The following is a 17,273-nucleotide window of genomic DNA, read 5'->3' as shown; positions in this document are numbered from 1 at the left end:
GATGGGGTGACGACCGTACGGCCGCTCACCAGCGGTTGCCGCCGGCGTCCAGGTCGGCGTGGCAGCCGCCCGTCCCGGGGTTGGTGCAATCGCGCGTCGAGAGGCCGTCCGCGGCCCGCGAGATGCTGAACACGGTGCCCTCCGACGCCGCCGACACGACGCTGACCGTGAACGTGTGGCCGTTCACGTCGATCGCCAGCCCGCGGGCCTTGCCCAGCGCCGGCTCGATCTTCGTCAGCTCGTCCACCGTGGCGCCGTCGTAGGCGCCGTCGTAGTCGGTGCTGTAGGCCTCGATCGCCTTCGCGGCGGTGACCGTCGACGTCTTGGCCTCAGCGTCCTGCGCCTTGGCGCGCTGGTTGAGGAAGGTGGCGAGTGCGACCGCGGCGAGAACGCCGATGATGAGGGTGACGACGAGCATCTCGACAAGCGTGAAGCCGTCGTCGGCGCGGAGGCGTGAGCGAACCATGTCCCCCGGGTGTTCGACCGGGGGCGCTCGGGCTTTAGTCCCCGCTTACGCGGGCTGGTCGGCCGGATGGCCCTCGCGGGCCGGGGCCTGCGCGTCGCGCGCCGGGTCGAACCGCCCGGTGCCGTCGCACCACGGGCAGCGGACGCGGTGGGACTCCCCACCGAGGCCGGAGATCAGTTCGCCGCTGCCGCGGCAGGCCGTACAGGTGCTGGGATCGTGCTCGGTCGTGGCGCTCACGGGCCGACAGGCTAGAAGCCCGGCGGCGCGACCGAGCCCTTGGGGCCCTGCGACGGCCCTTGGATCGTCGGATCTGCCGATTTGTCGGTCGGCAGGGAACGACGCATCGTCGGCGGGACCTCACGGTCCGTCAGCGGCCTGAGCAGCCCGTACGCCCGGAACGCGGTCTCGGCGTTCGCCGGCTCCTGCACCCGGAACAAAAACCCTGGTACCGCCGGGATTCCGAGCGGCGATCGCGCCACGAGCGCGTCGAACGCCTCGGGCTTCATCGCGTCCTTGAGGTCGTTCGGCCCGAGCGGCTTGGTGAACAGCAGCGCGCCCGTCGGCGCCGCGTCCTCATCCCCCACGAGCGTCAGCGCCGATCCGCCGATGCTCGTCCACAGCCATCCCTCGATCCCCTGCTCGCGCGGGACCACCGCCGTCGCGGAGAGCCGTCGCAGCACGGCGAACCGGCCCGCCTGCCCGCGAACCTTCGCCGGCCCGCGATCGACCTGCGCGAGGTGCAACTGACCCAGCGTGAGTTTGAGCGGCACCCTCAAGATCGAGTCGACCTCGAGCGTCGCGCCGTTCGGGCTCAGCCGCAGCGCGTCGGGCGCCATGCGCCGGCCGGACTCGAACGCAACCGAGATCGACCGGCCGGCGGGTACGCCGCCTCCGGCTCCTGGCGGGGGTGGTGCGGATGACATCGCGGTGGATCGTAGTCAGCCGCGACGCAGGACGAGCAGCGCGCGGTCATCCGTCGCCGTGTCGGCCTGGAACGCATTGATCGTCGCCTCGATCCTCCTGAGGATCTGGGTGGCGTCGTCAGGCGCCGCGGCGAACGCCTCCTTGAGCCGCTCGCCGCCGAACCGGTCGCGGGCCCCGGGCGTGTCGGTCACGCCGTCGGTGTAGAGCAGGATGGCGTCGCCGGGCGCGAGGCTGATGGTCTCCTGCTCGAACGCCCGCGTGGGCGCGACGCCGAGCAGGATGCCGCCGGGGCCCACCGGGACGACCTCGCCACGCCCCGCGGCGTCTGCGCCCTCGCCGCGCCCCGCCGTCGCCACGCCCTCGTCGCCGCCCGCCGTGGCCACGCTCTCGCCGCCGCCCGCCGTGGCCACACCCTCGCCGCCACTCGCCGCGGCCATGCCCTCGCCGCCGCTCGCCGCGGCCATGCCCTCGCCGCCGCCCGCCGTAGCCACGCTCTCGCCGCCGCCCGCCGCGGCCACGCCCTCGCCGCCGCCCGCCGCGCCCACGCCCTCGCCGCCGCCCGCCGCGCCCACGCCCTCGCCGCCGCCCGCCGCGCCCACGCCCTCGCCAGCGCCCGCCGCGCCCACGCCCTCGCCGCCGCCCGCCACGCCTACGCCCGCCGCGCCCGCGCCGCGCCCGGCCGCGCCTCGGCGGCGCAGCAGCGGCGGCGGGTGGCCGGCGGCCGCGATCGTCACGTCGTCCCCCTCGACGAGCAGCGCCACGAGCGACACCGGAGCGAGCCGCTGATCTTCCACCAGGATCTCGTTGACGAGTTGGAGGATCGCGCTCGGGTTGGGGTTGAAGCGGGCGGCGGTGCGGATCGAGTGGCGGACCCGCGAAGTGAGAGCGGCGGCGTCGATCCCCTTGCCTGTGACATCGCCGAGGAAGACGAGGTGGGCGGCGGGATTGGCGGTCGGGACGACGTCGTAGAAGTCGCCGCCGACGTCCGCGCCGAGCTCCCCCGCCTGGTAGGCGGCAGCGAGCGTGTATCCGGGGATCGGCGGGAGCGTGTCGGGCAGAAGGCTCGCCTGGAGCGTGTACGCGACTCGTCGTTGTGCCGCGTAGAGGCGCGCGTTCTGGACCGCGGCGGCGGCGCGGAGCGCGAGGTCCTGGGCGAACGCGAAGTCGGTCTCGTCGAAGCGGCGGCCGCTGTCGGAGGTCACGAACGTCAGCGCGCCGAGCGTCTCCTCGCCCAGGCGCATCGGCACGATCATCGCCGACCGCATGCCCAGCGCTTTGAGCGCCCGGCGCTGCTCGGGATCCTCGATCGCGGCGTCCAGCAGCGTGTCCGGGATCTCCGTGACGAGCTCGGGTGGACCGCCGTTGAGGATCGCGGGCACGCCGGTCTCGTCGGTCGCGCGGGGCGGGTAGCGGCGGCGGAGCTCCCGCGCCTCGGCGAGCTTGTCCGGGTCGGCGTGGGCGAGCGCCACCTGCTCGATCGTCCCGTCCGCTGCCGGCAGATCGACCGCGCACCAGTCCGCCAGCCACGGGACCGCGAGCTGCGCCACCCGCTGGAGCGTCTGCTCGTAGTCGAGGCTCGAAGCCAACAGCTGACCGGCCTGCGCGAGGAAGCGTTGACGCTGCTCGGCCTCCTTCGCCTCGGTGACGTCCTCGATGATGTTGACCGCGAAGTCGCGCCCCTGGTCGGTCAGGAGTGTCGCCTTCGTCAGCAGCCAGAACGCGCGGCCCGTCGGCTTGTCGATCGTGCGGGTCAGCAGCTCCGGCGCGGGCTCCCCGCGCACGAGCCTGCGCCCGGGCAGATCGTCCGTGACGATCGGTTTGCCGTGCTCGTCGGTGATCGCGAAGCGGGCGGCGAGCTCGCCCGGCCGGGCGCGGGTCGCCTCGCTCGCCGATCCCAGCCCGAGCAGCTTCACGGCCGCGGGGTTGGCATAGACCGTGCGGCCCTGGTCGTCGTTGACCGTCACGGCCTCGGCGAGGCTCTTGAGGATGCCGTCCAGGCGCGCCTGCGTGGACTTGAGGTCGGTCACCAGACGGGCGTTCGCGAGCACCAGCGCCACCCGCCCCGCGAGGACCGTGAAGAACTCCAGCTCGTCGGCGTCGTAGGGGTGCTTCGGCGGCGCGGTCAGGCCGAGGAGGCCGGTCGTGCGATCGCCCGCGACCAGCGGTACGAGCGCGCGGGTGTTGCCTTCGAGCAGGCGTTTCGGACCGGTCTGCGGCAGCCCGGGGGCGTCGACGCCGTGCTCGAACAGGCGCCGGCTCTCGCCGTCCGGGTCCTGGAGGTCGACCCAGCACCCCTCGCCCACCGCGGGCACCAGCGCCTCCGCGAGTCCTTTGATCGCGTCGTTGAGGGTCTGCGCGCCGGACAGTCGGCCGAGCGACGCGAGGATCGCCATCCGCCGCCGCTGCTCGGCCGCCCGCTCGAGCGCCGCCGCGGACAGCGTGGCGAGCCCGCCGCCCGCCGCGACGATCGCGATCCGCAACAGGTGATCGGTGCTGCCCTCGTAGTGGTTCCAGTACCCGCTCGCCACCGCCAGCGCGACCGCGAGCACTGCGAGCGCGCCCGTCGCGCGCGTGCGACCCGACACCGCCAGCGCGAACGGCGCCAGCACGAACGTGGTCGTGAACACCACCTGGTCGCCCGAGACGATGTCGATCGCCGCGAGCCCGGCCTGCAGCACCAGCGCGGGCACGATCCACCGCGCTGCCCCCGGCCGACGACGCGTGCGCGCCCGAGCAGTGATGCGCGCCTGACCCTCTCCAGCCACCGTTCGGCCGATCCTAGGTCAGTGCGCGGCCTCGCCGAGTAGACGTTCGACCAGGACGGTGTCCTTCCACTCGTTCTCCAGCCGCCCGTGGTGCTTCTGGATGCCCACCTCGGTGAACCCCGCCGCCCGGTGCAGCCTCAAGCTCGCTTCGTTGGTCGTGAACACCCGGCTCGTCAGCTTGTAGTACCCGGCGATCTCCGCGGATTCGGCGAGCGCTTCGAGCAGCTTCACCCCGACGCCCCTCCCACGCGACTCCGGCGCGACGTACACCGCATGCTCCCCCACCCCCGCGTACGCGCGCCGCACGGAGTACGGCGACACGCGCGCAAACCCGAGGATCTCGCCGGTCTCACCGTCCACGGCGACGATGAACGGCCGCCCTTCCTCCAGCCACCCGAGGATCTCGTTCGCCCGCCGCGGTCGCGTCTCGAACGTGGCCTGGCGCTCCTCGATCCCGTGGTTGTAGATGACGGCCACGGCCTCCGCGTCGCGGGGCTCGGCGGGACGAACATCGATCGAAACGGGCGCCATGAGGCCGCAATCATCCCTCAGCGGCCCGTCGACACGCCCGCGCGGGCCCGCGTCAGCCTGTTGCTGCGAGGCGGGTGCGCGGGCCGAGGACGCGGGCGACTTCCTCGATCGCGCGCTCGGCGCGGCCGATCTCGGTGTTGAGGCGACTGCGGCGGGCGCGGATCACGGCGCCGTCGTGGGTCGCGGTGGGCGGGATGGCGGCGAGCTCGCGTTGGAGCCCGTCGATATGGAGACGGAGTCGGTGGAACGCGCCGCGGTCCAACTCGTAGAACCCCGCCCGCGTGCCCCGTCGGACCGCGGGTGAGCGCCGGATCTGCGTGAGGAACACGGCGTGCGGGTCCTTGCCCGCGATCTCGTGGCCGGCACGCTGGAGCAGTTCGAACCACTCGCGGTAGTGCATCGACTCGCGGCCGTTGTCGACCAGCAGCCTGACCGCGACCTCGCGGATCTCCGGTCCGCGCAGCGCGCCGTCGTCGCCCTCGTCGTCCTGCTCGTCGGGCGACTCGATCTCGTCGGGCGGCGTGGGCGCGAGCCGGTCGAGGAGGCCGCGGCGCTCGTCGATCTCGGCGAGACCGTGCTCGATCCGGGCGAGCGCCGCGCGCAGCTCGTCGGCCTCGGACGCCAGGCGGACGCGATGGCGCTCGAGCTCGGCGCGCTCGGCGGCGACGGCTCGGACAAGGCGGGCGGAGGGTTGCGGTGCGTCCATCGGGCCTCGTTTCTACACGCCACCGCGGATCGGGCGGGATACGCACCTGTGCGTAGCTTGTTGATATGCCGTGCACGGGAGCGCGATTGCGCCGCGAATCTGTGCACAGGTCTGTTGGTAAGCGGCGAATTTCCCGCAAAGTGCGGCAGAACCGGCCAGATACGCATCGGTGCGTATCTCCATACGCACGATTCCGTCCGACGGTCGGAGGACCCTACGCGGCCCTACGTGGAACCGCGTAGCACCCGGAAGGAGCCCGTCGCCATGTCCGACAACGCCGCCACGCTCTTCGACGAAGCTTCGCCGAACGGCGACGAATACCTGCTGCTCGACGACCTCGTGACGCTGGTCGCGCTCGGCCTCGTCGAGGAGGTACCGACCCCGAACGGCCCCGTCTACGCGCTCACCGAGTTGGGACATGAGGTGCCTGTGTTCGGAGACGTGTGACGACGTCGGCGGGCCGGAACTTGATGTCGTCGTCGGTGAACCGCAGCACCGTGTAGCCCGCGGCGAGGAGCGACCCGTCGCGGCTCGAGTCAGCGGCGCGCGTCGGCTCCCGCGTGTGACCAGGCCCGTCGACCTCCACCGCGAGCCGGAGGCCCGGCCAGTGGAAGTCGCGTTCGAACCCATGGGCGTGCACGTTCACGAGCGGCTCCGGAAACCCGGCCTTCGTGACCAGCAGGAAGAACGCCAGCTCGTTCCGGCTCCGGATTCCCGCGCTGCCGGCGCGATAGAGCTCGATCGCCCGGTCGACGACCCCGAGATTGCGCCGCCCGTTGGCTCGAGCCATCGCGTCCCGGACCGCCGGCTCGACGAACCGACCCTTGAAGTCCGCCTCGCGGATGACCGCGGTCAGCTCGTGCGGGATCTGGACGACGTCCGCGAGATCGACGATCGTGCGATGGACCGTCGTGACGGGGATGCCTTTGTGGGTGGTGATGTCGCGCGGGTCGATCGAACGGCAGCGGTGAACGGTCACGCCTTGCGGACGGCGTTGCGTGGTCGACACGACCGAGATCAGCGCGCCGAACGCGCGCGCCAAACCCTGGATCTCGACCGCCGAGAAGTGACTGAGTGCCGAGCCCGGACCTGCGCCGAACACCGCGGCCAGCCAGCGTCCCTCCCGCGAAAGGGCCCTCATGGGGACGACGGCGTAGACGCCCCGGTGGACCCGATGGAGAGCATCACGAGCCACGCGCTTGCTGATCGCGCTGTCTCGCAGGCCCACCGCGTGGAGTTGTGCGGCGGTGATCACTCCGTGTTGTTCGCCGGTCAGCGCCGCGATCGCACCGTCCACAGAGAGGGGTGTGATGCTGCGCCGTCCTGTGAGGACGGTGGAGAAGTGCACCCCCCGGACCATTGCTCCCGCGCCTGAACGGAACAACGCGCAATCGCGACTTTTCTGCGACTAGCCTGTGAAATATGTGCCGCAACATCCGTCAGCTCCACAACTTCGAGCCGCCCGCCACCCACGACGAGATCCACGCGTCCGCGTTGCAGTACGTGCGCAAGATCAGTGGGTCGACGAAGCCGTCGCAGGCCAATCAGGCGGCGTTCGACCTCGCGGTCGAGGAGGTCGTCGCGGCGACGACGCGCCTGCTCGACGCCCTCGTCACCCACGCCCCGCCGAAGAACCGCGAGGAAGAGGCCGCGAAGGCGCGGGCGCGCGCGGCGCAGCGCTACGCGGCCTGAGGCGCGCAGGACGCCGGCGAGCGCGAATGGCGCGACGGGCCTGACCGGCACGCCGGACCGACGCGGCGCGCCGGGCCTCGCCAGCCCGACGCGACGGGCCTGACCGGCACGGTGGCCCGACGCGGCGCGATGGGCCCCACCGGCACGCCGGCCCGACGCGGTGCGAGCGGCCCCACCGGCACGCCGGCCCGACGCGGCGCGACGGGCCCCACCGGCACGCCGGCCCGACGCGGCGCGACCGGCCCCACCGGCACGCCGGCCCGACGCGGCGCGGCGGGCCCCACCGGCACGCCGGCCCGAGGCGGCGCGCCGGGACTGCTCAGCGCGCCCGGAGGTGCTCGGCCAGCGAGAGCGGGTCTCGGCCCGTCAGCTCGCGCACGGCCGGGCTGACGGCGGCGAGGCTGCCGTCGCGGATGGCCTGGTAGGACGTCACCCACCCGCGCACCTCCCAGTCCGGTGCGCCGTAGCCGGCGCGGGAGGCGTAGGCCTCGTCGTCGGTCTCGTCCTCGAAGCGGGCGCCCATCAGCGCGGCGGCCTCGGACAACGAGAAGCTCGACGGGCCGGTGAGGTCGTACGTCGCTCCGTCGTGGCCGTCGCCGTCGCCGTCGCCGAGAAGCACTGCCGCAGCGGTCGCGGCGACGTCGGAGCGCAGGATCGCCGACACGCGGCCGTCGCCCGCCGGGCCGCGGATCACGCCGTCCGCGCCGACCATGCTCGGGATGAAGTCCATGTAGAGGTTCATGCGCAGGAAGGTCCACCGCAGCGCGGTCGAGCGGATGTGCTGCTCCGTCGCCCAGTGGTCGCGGGCGAGGGTGAAGGTGGCATCGGCGGACGCGCCGAGGAATGACAGGTAGACGAGGCGCGAGACGCCGGCGGCGACCGCGGCGTCCACCGCCGTGACGTGCTGCGCGACGCGGTCGGCGTTCTCGGCGGCGGGGACGAGGAAGACGGTGTCGGCGCCCTCGAAGGCGGCGGTCATCTCTCCGAGCGCGCCGTAGTCGGACGCGACGCGGTACTCGCCGACGGCACGCGAGGCGTCGCGGACGATCGACCGGTGTGGCACGGACAAGAGCGAGACGACCCGCCGGCCGACCTCGCCCGTCGCTCCCGTCACCGCGATCATGCAGTCACCTTAGGCGACCGCCGAGTCCCGACGCGCGAGCGACGGGGCGGGCGACGGCCGCGCGAATCGTCTCCTCGGTGCCCACCAGGATCAGCCGCGCACGCGCGCGCGTCACCGCCGTGTAGAGCAGCTCGCGGGTCAACACCGGCGAGGTCGGCGGCGGCAGAAGGACCGCGGCGGTGCCGAACTGGGAGCCCTGGCTCTTGTGGACGGTCATCGCGTAGACGGTGTCGATCGCGCCGAGCCGGGCGGGCGGGAAGAGCACGACCTCGCCCTGGCGCTCGAAGGCGGCGCTCGGACGGCCGTCCGGCGTGGCGACGATGACGCCGGTGTCGCCGTTGTAGAGCCGCAGCCCGTAGTCGTTCTCGGTGACCAGCAGCGGGCGGCCCGGGTACCAGCGCGCCCGCTCGAGTCCCAGCCAGCCCTCGATCCGCGCGGTCCACACGCTCACGCCGTACCCACCGCGGCGGTGTGCGCAGAGGACGCGGAAGGTCGCGAGCGCCTCCAACGCAGCGGCGCCGTCGCCCTCGCGGGCGGCGGCGATGACCGCCTGCGCGGCGGCGACCGCTCCCTCGCGGACCGGCGCGAGTGCCTCGGACGCCCCCGGATCGCCGACATCGACGCCGAGCCAGAGCACGTCCTCATACCCGGCGGTCAGGGTGGAGATGGCGGCGTCGCCGTTACCGGTGCGGATCGCCTCGGCGAGGGCGTCGATCCCCGCCCCGTAGCGATACACGTGCGAGAGCACGACGACGCCGTCTCCCCCGGCGCGGACGATGTCGCCCAGGACGGCGCCGGCCTCGATCGATGTCAGCTGGCCGGGGTCGCCGACCAGGACGAGACGGGCGTCCGGCCGGACCGCCTCCACCAGCCGAGCCATCAGCGACAGGGAGACCATCGAGGTCTCGTCGACGATCACGACGTCGTGCGGGAGCCGGTTGGCGCGGTTGTGACGGAAGCGGCTGTGGCTGTCGGGGCGCCAACCGAGCAGGCGATGGAGCGTCGACGCGTTGAGCGAGAGGAGCGTCTCCCGAACGCTCGACGTGACATCGAGGTTCGCGGCCTCCGCGTGCACGGCTTCCTCGAGCCGGGCCGCCGCCTTGCCCGTCGGTGCGGCGAGCGCGACGAGCGGCGGGCTCTCTGTCTGCTCGGCCAGGAGCGCGACGATCCGCGCCACGGTCGTCGTCTTGCCCGTGCCTGGGCCGCCGGCGACGACCGCGAAACGCCTGCGTACGGCGGCCTCTGCGGCCACGCGCTGGAGGTTGCCGGTGTCGAAGAGCCGCGAGAGACCGGACGCGAGCGCGGATTCGTCGACCGGCTGCTCACCACCGAGGGCGCGAAGGTCGGCGGCGACCTGGCGCTCCTCCCGCCAGTAGCGGTCCAAATAGAGCCAGCTGCCGACGAGCCGCAACGGCCGCGACTCCCGCGCATCCTCCCCCATCGCGACGAGCGTGCTGGCCTGCAGGGCGGCGAGCCAACCCTCGACCTCAGGCCAAGGGAGAATGCTGAGGTCGACCGGCTCCTCGGACTCCACGGTCGCGGTCTCGCGGATCGTCGCCAGGTCGACGAACACGTGGCCGAGGCGCGGAGCGCGGACCGCCAGCGCCGCGGCGAGCGCGATCGATTCGTCGGTCTCGCCGGTGATCGCGGTGAGACGGACGGCGACGTGGACGTCCGCCGCCGCGAGCACCCCGATGTCGTTGAACGCGCGCAGGAGGCCGGGAGCGGTGCGGGCGCGGCGGACGTCGTGCGGGTCGTCGGGCGCGAGCGCGGTCATGCGGTCCCCCGGTCGAGGACGTCGCTGAGCGCGACGACGAGCGGCGCCGGTGGGCGCCAGGCGAACACGCCGCAGGGCTGGCCGGCGACGGTGGGCGTGCCCGGGCCGGTCATCCCGCGCACGAACAGGTAGAGGACGCCCGCGAGGTGGCGCGCGGGGTCGTACCCGCGGAGGCGCCAGCGCAGGTAGCGGTGGAGCGCCGCCGTGTACAAGAGCGCCTGGAGGCCATAGTGCGCGTGCTCCATCTCGGCGGTCAGCGCCTCCGGGCGGTGATGCCACGCGGAGAGCTCCTCCCCCGGCGCCGCCAGCCAGTTCGTCTTGTAGTCCGCGATCGCGAACCCCTCGCCGATCCGGACCACGAGGTCGATGCTGCCGGTCAGGTACCCGCGCACGCTCGCACGGATCGCCGGGTCCTCGAGGCGGTTCGCGTAGCCGGCGAGCGGATCGCCGGGCGGGAGATGCTCGCGGAGGACCTTTGCGATCGCACCGGGGGTGAGCTCGCCCGTGGGCTCGTCGCCGCCGACCAGCGGCAACTCGAACGTCAGCTCGTCGAGGCGGTCGACGCGGGCGATGTCACGCAGGCGCAAGTTGCCGACGAGCGGCCCGAGCGGCGTCTCGATCGCTGCCCTGAGGCCCGCGACGACCGTCGCCCGATCGCCGATCTCGACCGGACCACGCGCGAGCGCCGCCGCGACGGTGCGTACGAGCTCGGCGTCGAGGTCGGGCGCGGCGAAGTCCGTCGACTCGAAGACCGTATGCACGAACGTGCCGAACTCGGTCCCGCCCGGGCCGGCCGCGAGGATCGCGGGGACCGCGGCGAGGGCGGCATCGTCGCGCGGGGCGGGCGGGACGGCGGGGATCGGCGAGTCGTCGCGGGCGCGAGACGGGTCGTCGCGCGCGGGCGGCGAGGGCGGGTCGTCGAGGGAGAAGAGGGAGAGCGCGCCGTCGTCGGCGGGCGGCGAAGACGCGGGCGGAGCGTCGCCGGCGGGCAGCGAAGACGCGGGCGGAGCGTCGCCGTCGGCGGGCGGCGAAGACGCGGGCGGAGCGTCGCCGTCGGCGGGCGGTGAAGACGCGGGCGGAGCGTCGCCGTCGGGCGGCGAAGACGCGGGTGGAGCGTCGCCGGCGGGCGGCGAAGACGCGGGCGGAGCGTCGCCGTCGGGCGGCGAAGAAGCGGGCGGGCGCGCCGCGGCGGCGGGCTGCGAAGCCGCCGGCGCGGGTGGACCGTCGGCCGCGGCGGGCGACGTCGCGGGTGGGGCGGCGAAGGGCGGGAGGGTTGACGGGCGGTCGTCGTCGTCGGGCTCGTCGGTGACGGTCGCCTCTTCCGGTTCGCTGGAGACGCGGGCCTCGTGGGCGGCGGCGGTGATGTCGCTGTAGGAGGTGCGGCGCCAGTCGCGGTCGAGGGTGCGGTCGAAGACGGCGGCGGTGAGGGTCGTGGCGTCGCGAGGTGGGCCGGACCAGGCGACCGGGAGGCCGAGGCGGGTGGTGGGTTCGACGCTGACGCAGCCCGGGGCCGCGCCTGCGAGCTCGCGGAAGCGGGCGATCGCGGCCTCGTCGGACGGGGGGCGCGGGCCGCTGGGCGCGACGTTCCCCTCGCCGTCGCGGGCGAACAGCAGTCGCGACAGCGCGGAGTCCTTGGAGTTCCAGGAGGCGGCCCACCAGAGGACGGCCTGGTGACGGGCGCGGGTCAGGGCGACGTAGGCGAGACGGAGGTCCTCCCCGCGCTGCTCCTCGATGTACCAGTCCTTGTGGCGCTTGTAGTCGCTGCCGGCGAGGCCGACGTCGATCGTTCGGCGGAAGCCGGCCGCGCGATCGTGGTAGACGATCGGGACGGGCTTGTCGTCGACCCAGGTCGGTTCCCAGAGGTAGGGGACGTAGACGACCGGGAACTCGAGGCCCTTCGAGCGGTGGATCGTCAGCACCTGAACGGCGGCGGCGTCGGACTCCAGGCGGCGGGAGCGTTCCTCGTCGCCTTCGGTCTCGGCGGTCGCGATCCGCTGGCGCAGCCACACGGCCAGTGCGGCGACTCCGAGCTTCTCGGCCGCCGACGCGCCGTGCAGCAGCTGGCCGACGTGGCGTAGGTCGGTCAGGCGACGCTCGCCGTCGACGACGCCGAGCACGCGGCCCGGGAGGCGCTCGACGAGGGTGATCGTCTCGATCAGGGACGCGAGGCCGCGGCGGCGCAGCACCGCCGCCCACGCGTGGAGGCGGCGGTGGACCTCCTCCCACGCCGCGTCGTCGGCCGAAGCGATCTGCTCGGCGGTCCAGCCGAGGAACGACGTCATCGTCGCCGCGCGGGCGCGGACGGGCGAGGCGGGACGCTCGAGCGCCTCGAGCAGCCGCAGCCACTCGCGCGCGGCGGGGGTGGCGAAGACGCTCCCCGCGCCGTTGATGACCGACGGGATGCCGACGTCGTCGAGCGCGTCGCGGACCGCGACGGCGTGGCGGTTGTAGCGGACGAGGACCGCGATATCGCCGGGCTTGATGGATGGCGCAGCGGGCGCGGTGGGGCCGCCGGACGAAGCGGGGCCGCCGGGCGAGACGGACCCGCCGGGCGAGACGGGCCCGCCGGGCGAAGCGGATCCGTCAGGGGCGGCGGCGACGCCGGAGAGGACGCGGACGAGGTCGGCGGCGAGGTCCTTGGCCACGAACTGGCGGGCGGAGTTCAGGCCCGCGTAGCCCTGGCGGGTCTTCTCGATCGCGGGGTCGGCGCGGTCGACGACACGCACGCGCAGCGGGGCGCCGGGTATGGGGAACGGGTCGCGCGCGCCGGCGGCGCGGACGTGGCCGTAGACGATGTCCGGGTGGCCGAGCTTGGCGCCGCCGAACATGGCGTCGTAGGCGTCGATCAGGGCCTGGTCGGAGCGGCGGTTGAGTTCGAGGGTCGCGGTCTCGCCGGAGGCCTGCTTGGCCTCGAGGTAGGAGTAGACGTCGGCGCCGCGGAAGGCGTAGATCGCCTGTTTCGGGTCGCCGATCAGCACCAATGTCACTCCTCCGCCGCCGAAGGCGCGCTGGAGGATCTCCCACTGGATCGGGTCGGTGTCCTGGAACTCGTCGACCAGCACGACGCGGTAGCGGTCCTGTAGGCGCGCGACGGACAGGGACCCGCGGCGGCCGGCGAGCTCGTCCCGGAGGCGCGTCAGCAGGTCGTCATAGGTGATCACCGACAGGGCGCGCTTGCGGCGGTCGAGCTCGACCCGCACGCTCCCCGCCAGCCGCGCGCGCAACGCGGGCAGGCTGTCCCCGCCCGCGTCCCGCGGCTCGATCGGCGAGCCTGGGTTCTCGACGACCTCGCGCGCGATCTGCATCGCCTCGGCGCGAGTGATCTGCGGGTCTCCGGCGTCCATGTACTTGCGCACGTAGAGGTCGTCGACGACCTCGCCCAGCAGATCGCCGACGTCCTCGACCACCTCGGCGTCGGGCTCCATGTCACCCGCGACGCCGATGCCACTCAACACCTCCTGGCAGAACCCGTGGGTGGTGGCGATCGTTGCCGAGTCGAAGTCCGCCAACGCCCGCAGGAGCCGGGCGCGCCGCTCCGCGACGACATCCGACGGAGCGTCCAGCAAGAACGAAACGACATCGTCGGACGCGACACCCAGCCCCAGCTCCCGCTCGGCAGTGACGAGCCGCTCGCGCACGCGGTCGCGCAGCTCGCCGGTCGCCATCCGCGTGAACGTGACCAGCAACAGCTGATCGAGCGGCGTCCCCTCGGCGACGTAGCGCGCCGCGAGCCCGGCGATCGTGTACGTCTTGCCCGTCCCCGCGCTCGCCTCGAGCACGGTGATGCCGGTCGGCAGCGGGCCGCAGATGTCGAACGCGCGACTCATGCCTCGCCCAGCACCTCGACCGCCAGCAGCCCGCTCCACAAGCGCAGAGCGAACTGCCCGAACCGGGTCCGCTCGACGGGGTCCCACCGCTCATCGCCACGCGGCTCCGGCTCCAGCAACGACGCGTACGAGACCCCCGGGCCCAGCACCAGCTCGTGCTCGGCGTCGCGGTCCTCCTTCGGGAACCGGTCGGACTCCCACTCCCCGCGCGCGTTGCCACCCGCGGCGAACGCGGCGGACGTGCGGCAGTACAGCGGGAGCGGCTCGCGCATCCCGCGGTCGTAGAGGTCGATCAGCACCGACAACGCGGCAACGGCATCGGCGCGCGACACGCCCGGCACCCGCGCGACCGTCACGCGCCCGTGCGCCCCGCTCGCCCGCCCGATCGTCACCGCCGAGTAGGACCCGCCGCCGGCGCACAGCGCCAGCAACCGCACCCAAGCCGCCAGCCGGTGCCGGGGGTTCACCTTCGAGTACGTGATCGTCGTCAACAGCTCCCCGCGGACGCCGGGCACCGTACCGGTGAGCCGCCGCCCCGCGACGTCGACCTTGACGTCCGCCGACCCCGCCTCTCCCGGGACCAGCGAGCGCGCCTGCGCGGCGATCTCGTCCACGCTCTGCCAGATCGCCTGCACGACCGGATACCCGAGCTGTCCCGGGGGGAGCTTGCCGGCCGCGATCTCGGCGCGGATCGCGGCGCGACCGTCCGTGCCGGCGATCAGCGCATCCAACAACCGCTGCCCGACGCCCCACTTCTCCAGCGCGTCGAGCTCGACCGGCAGTGCGTCGGCGACCTCGTCGGAGAAGTCGCCGACGCTGATCCCCAGCCGCTGGCGCAGGAACGCGCGCACCGGGTGCTCGACGAACCGCACCAGGTCGGCGAGCTCCAACGGTGCCAGCGGGCGAGCGGGGAGCGGCGCCGGCAGGAACGCACGCGGTGCCACCCGCACCCCCGCGAGCGCACGCGCGCCTTCGAGCATCACGCGGTCGAAGCTCCAGCCGGTGAAGTTGCGCGGGTCGAACGGCTGCAGCGGATGCTGCTTCACCACCTCCCGGCCGACGATGTCGAGCAACTCCCCGACCGGGACGGCCGGGGGGCGCGCGACGTTGGTCCGCTCGTCATTGCCGGTGTAGGTGATGATCAGCCGGTCGGTGGCCGCCATCAGCGCGTCGAGGAGCAGCTGACGGTCCTCGGTGCGGGCGTCGCGCTCACCTACGTGCGGTTCCCTCAACAACAGATCGTCCCCGTCGCGCGGAGCGCGCCGCGGGAACGTGCCGTCGTCGAGGCCGAGCAGGCAGACGACGCGATGCGGGACCGAGCGCATCGGCACGAGCGTGCAGATCGTCAGGTGGCCGGTGCGGAAGTTCGCCCGCGTCGGGCGGCCCATTAAGCGCTCGGCCAGCAGCGCCCGGATCTCGTCCAGCTCCAGGATCGCCTCGTGCCCGGACGCCTCGTCGACGACGTCGTTGAGCAGGCGCTGGAGCTCCGCGCGCTGCCACGGCTCGTCGCCCACGGTCAGCGCGTCGGCGGCCGCGGCCAGGGCGAGAGCCCACTGCGGCACCGACAACGGCCCGCGCAGCGAGTCCACGACGCCGTCGAGCCGGTCGATCAGCTCCGCGAGCCGCCCGGCGAGGTCGATCGCGCCGCTCTCGACATCGTCCAGCGGCAGGACCCCTTCGAACAGCCGCCGCTCGTCCTCGTTCATCGTCACGCCGACCAGGAGGCGATCGAGACCTGCCCGCCACGTGCCCGCGCCCAGGGACGAGAGCTTGAACGGCGCTCGATGCGAGGCGTCCAACCCCCACCGGATCCCGCTCTCGCTCACCCACTCCTCGAGGCGGGCGAGCGCGTCGTCGTCGAGGCGGAACCGGCGGCGCACGGGCTCGGTGTCGGCCAGCGCGATCACCTGCGACGCGGTCAGCCGTTGCGAGGCGAGCTCGAGCAGCCGCGAGACGACGCCGAGCACCGGGTTGGTCTGGCGCAGCGAGCGGTCGGCGAGCCGCACGCGCACGTCGGGCAGCCGATCCGTCCCCTCCTCCTCGTCACCCGCCCCGAACGCCGCCTGGATCAGCGGCGCGAACGTCTCGATGTCCGGGCACATCACGATCACGTCGCGCGGCTCGAGCGTGGGGTCCTGAGCGAGCAGGTGCAGGATCGCGTCGCGGATGACCTCGACCTGGCGCGCGCGGCCGTGGCACGCGTGGACCGCGATGCTGCCGTCGGCCTCTCCCGGCTCCGGCGGGAGATCCTCGCGCACCGAGGCCTGGACGCGGGCGAGCATCGTGCCGGACGGGTGTGCGACCGGGTGCTCGTGCGCGACGACGTCCGGCCCGAGCACGAGCTGCAGCTCCCGCGAGTCCTGCCCCCACGACGCGAGCAGGCGGTTGACGGGCATCCGCGCGGTCGGATCCTGAGCGCGGACCGTGGCGGTGAAGCCGACGAGCTTCTCCCATAGCGCCGGCGACGGGTGCAGGAGGAAGAGATGCACGGCGCGGTGCTCGGCCAGCGCGCGCAGCACCCGCAGCTGACCGGCCGGGAGGCGCGTGAGGCCGAACAGCGAGAAGCGTTCCGGCAAGTCGGTGAGCTCTGGAGAGACGAGCAGCCGCGCGCACGCCGCCTCCGCCCGCGTCGCCGGGTCCGGGACGTCGATCCGCTCGACGAGCCGGTTCCAGAGCTCGCCCTGCCAGCCCGCGAAGACCTCCGGCCGGTGCAGCGCGTAGCGGTCGAAGAGCTGCGCGAGGTGGCGCACGGCCGCGAAGCGCCGCGTCTGGTCGTCCGGCAGGTGCGGCGCGAGCCACTCCTCCTCGCGCGCGGCGTCGACGATCTCCAGCAGCGGCCAGACGAGCCGCTCCGGCAACCACGGATCGGTCTCCGGGTCGATTCCCGACGCGGCCGCCACCGCGTCCCCGGTCAGCCGGCGCGGGAACGGGAACTCGACGTTGGCGCAGATCCCCAGCCCGACTGACAGGCGCTGCGTGAGCCAGCGCTCCATCCCGCGGGTGGGGACGGAGATGAGCTCGGGCGCGAACGGGTCCGCGGGGGGCTCGGCGAGCAGGGCGCTCAGGGCCTCGACGAGGCCGTCGGCGCGGTCGGATCGATGAACGTGCAGCACCGTCAGCGCGCGTACATGATGATGCCGACGCCGGTCAGGCAGACGAGGGCGCCGACGATGTCCGCGCGGTCGGGGTGGAAGTCGTCGAATACGACGCCCCACAGCAGCGAGCCGACGATGAACACGCCCCCGTAGGCGGCTAGTACCCGCCCGAACTCGTGCGAGGGCTGCAGCGCGGCGATGACGCCGTAGAGCGTCAGCGCCATCGCGCCCAGCGCCACGAACACGAGCCCCTTGTCGTCCTTGATCCCGCGCCAGACGAGGTAGGCGCCGCCGATCTCCGCGAACGCGGCAGCGATGAACAGGGCGATCGAGCGCGCGGTCACGGCCTCCGAAGGTACTGTGGCGA

At 73.5% G+C, this 17,273-nt stretch carries 14 protein-coding genes and 1 pseudogene; 2 read left to right on the top strand and 13 right to left on the bottom strand.

The annotated features are described in order from the left end of the window. Positions 1-25 precede the first annotated feature (25 nt). From G569_RS64700 to G569_RS0124905, 6 genes are all read right to left on the bottom strand, one after another. Positions 26-466 (bottom strand): type IV pilin protein, encoded by a 441-nt coding sequence (locus G569_RS64700; protein WP_053226946.1) that lies wholly within the window; start codon positions 464-466, stop codon positions 26-28. Positions 467-511: 45 nt separating this feature from the next. Continuing rightward, the gene (locus tag G569_RS0124925) at positions 512-703 is read right to left on the bottom strand and encodes a hypothetical protein (protein WP_028065442.1); all 192 of its coding nucleotides are present in this window, start codon (positions 701-703) and stop codon (positions 512-514) included. Between the two features lie 11 nt (positions 704-714). Then, the gene (locus G569_RS0124920; protein ID WP_157592291.1) at positions 715-1,389 is read right to left on the bottom strand and encodes a hypothetical protein; all 675 of its coding nucleotides are present in this window, start codon (positions 1,387-1,389) and stop codon (positions 715-717) included. Positions 1,390-1,404: 15 nt separating this feature from the next. Then, positions 1,405-4,080, bottom strand: a complete 2,676-nt coding sequence (locus G569_RS51330; RefSeq protein WP_157592290.1) for a SpoIIE family protein phosphatase — start codon at positions 4,078-4,080, stop codon at positions 1,405-1,407. 93 nt (positions 4,081-4,173) lie between these two features. Next, positions 4,174-4,686: an arsinothricin resistance N-acetyltransferase ArsN1 family A gene (locus G569_RS0124910; protein ID WP_028065440.1), complete on the bottom strand. Its 513-nt coding sequence runs from the start codon at positions 4,684-4,686 to the stop codon at positions 4,174-4,176. 52 nt (positions 4,687-4,738) lie between these two features. Next, positions 4,739-5,392 carry a hypothetical protein gene (locus G569_RS0124905; RefSeq protein ID WP_028065439.1) on the bottom strand — a complete coding sequence of 218 codons (654 nt, stop codon included), beginning with the start codon at positions 5,390-5,392 and terminating at the stop codon, positions 4,739-4,741. Between the two features lie 264 nt (positions 5,393-5,656). Here G569_RS0124905 and G569_RS0124900 point away from each other — a divergent pair, with 264 nt between their 5' ends. Further along, entirely contained in the window at positions 5,657-5,839 is a 183-nt protein-coding gene (locus tag G569_RS0124900) for a hypothetical protein (protein WP_037498913.1), read from the top strand. Here G569_RS0124900 and G569_RS0124895 read toward each other — a convergent pair. Beyond that, positions 5,796-6,533, bottom strand: coding sequence for a DUF559 domain-containing protein (locus G569_RS0124895; RefSeq protein ID WP_245602553.1), 738 nt, complete (start codon positions 6,531-6,533; stop codon positions 5,796-5,798). The genes G569_RS0124900 and G569_RS0124895 overlap by 44 nt on opposite strands. 15 nt (positions 6,534-6,548) lie before the next feature. Continuing rightward, positions 6,549-6,752 (bottom strand): annotated as a pseudogene (locus G569_RS66455) (type IV toxin-antitoxin system AbiEi family antitoxin domain-containing protein); the annotation flags it as partial. A gap of 62 nt (positions 6,753-6,814) precedes the next feature. On the opposite strand from G569_RS66455, the gene G569_RS0124890 reads away from it, so the two are divergent. After that, entirely contained in the window at positions 6,815-7,084 is a 270-nt protein-coding gene (locus G569_RS0124890) for a DUF2277 domain-containing protein (RefSeq protein ID WP_028065436.1), read from the top strand. Positions 7,085-7,403: 319 nt separating this feature from the next. On the opposite strand, the gene G569_RS0124885 is transcribed toward G569_RS0124890, so the two are convergent. From G569_RS0124885 to G569_RS0124865, 5 genes are read right to left on the bottom strand one after another with little or no spacing between them, the layout of a single operon-like run. Continuing rightward, the gene (locus G569_RS0124885) at positions 7,404-8,207 is read right to left on the bottom strand and encodes an NAD(P)H-binding protein (protein ID WP_028065435.1); all 804 of its coding nucleotides are present in this window, start codon (positions 8,205-8,207) and stop codon (positions 7,404-7,406) included. 4 nt (positions 8,208-8,211) lie between these two features. Continuing rightward, the gene (recD, locus tag G569_RS0124880) at positions 8,212-9,984 is read right to left on the bottom strand and encodes an exodeoxyribonuclease V subunit alpha (RefSeq protein ID WP_053226945.1); all 1,773 of its coding nucleotides are present in this window, start codon (positions 9,982-9,984) and stop codon (positions 8,212-8,214) included. Next, positions 9,981-13,811 (bottom strand): UvrD-helicase domain-containing protein, encoded by a 3,831-nt coding sequence (locus tag G569_RS0124875; RefSeq protein WP_028065433.1) that lies wholly within the window; start codon positions 13,809-13,811, stop codon positions 9,981-9,983. Before G569_RS0124875 ends, recD begins: the two co-directional genes overlap by 4 nt. Beyond that, entirely contained in the window at positions 13,808-16,924 is a 3,117-nt protein-coding gene (gene recC / locus G569_RS0124870) for an exodeoxyribonuclease V subunit gamma (RefSeq protein ID WP_028065432.1), read from the bottom strand. The genes G569_RS0124875 and recC overlap by 4 nt, the downstream gene beginning before the upstream one ends. Before the next feature lie 2 nt (positions 16,925-16,926). Continuing rightward, positions 16,927-17,250, bottom strand: coding sequence for a YnfA family protein (locus G569_RS0124865; protein ID WP_028065431.1), 324 nt, complete (start codon positions 17,248-17,250; stop codon positions 16,927-16,929). Positions 17,251-17,273 lie beyond the last annotated feature (23 nt).

It is taken from the genome of Solirubrobacter soli DSM 22325 (assembly GCF_000423665.1).
GTDB lineage: Bacteria > Actinomycetota > Thermoleophilia > Solirubrobacterales > Solirubrobacteraceae > Solirubrobacter > Solirubrobacter soli.
This window is presented reverse-complemented; position numbering and strand designations above follow the sequence as displayed.

What these genes read in the sequence shown, in the direction of transcription:
- G569_RS64700 (WP_053226946.1), bottom strand. Translation starts at nt 466, where the DNA reads ATGGTTCGCTCACGCCTCCGCGCCGACGACGGCTTCACGCTTGTCGAG.
- G569_RS0124920 (WP_157592291.1), bottom strand. Translation starts at nt 1,389, where the DNA reads ATGTCATCCGCACCACCCCCGCCAGGAGCCGGAGGCGGCGTACCCGCC.
- G569_RS0124910 (WP_028065440.1), bottom strand. Translation starts at nt 4,686, where the DNA reads ATGGCGCCCGTTTCGATCGATGTTCGTCCCGCCGAGCCCCGCGACGCG.
- G569_RS0124905 (WP_028065439.1), bottom strand. Translation starts at nt 5,392, where the DNA reads ATGGACGCACCGCAACCCTCCGCCCGCCTTGTCCGAGCCGTCGCCGCC.
- G569_RS0124900 (WP_037498913.1), top strand. Translation starts at nt 5,657, where the DNA reads ATGTCCGACAACGCCGCCACGCTCTTCGACGAAGCTTCGCCGAACGGC.
- G569_RS0124895 (WP_245602553.1), bottom strand. Translation starts at nt 6,533, where the DNA reads ATGAGGGCCCTTTCGCGGGAGGGACGCTGGCTGGCCGCGGTGTTCGGC.
- G569_RS0124890 (WP_028065436.1), top strand. Translation starts at nt 6,815, where the DNA reads ATGTGCCGCAACATCCGTCAGCTCCACAACTTCGAGCCGCCCGCCACC.
- G569_RS0124885 (WP_028065435.1), bottom strand. Translation starts at nt 8,207, where the DNA reads ATGATCGCGGTGACGGGAGCGACGGGCGAGGTCGGCCGGCGGGTCGTC.
- recD (WP_053226945.1), bottom strand. Translation starts at nt 9,984, where the DNA reads ATGACCGCGCTCGCGCCCGACGACCCGCACGACGTCCGCCGCGCCCGC.
- G569_RS0124875 (WP_028065433.1), bottom strand. Translation starts at nt 13,811, where the DNA reads ATGAGTCGCGCGTTCGACATCTGCGGCCCGCTGCCGACCGGCATCACC.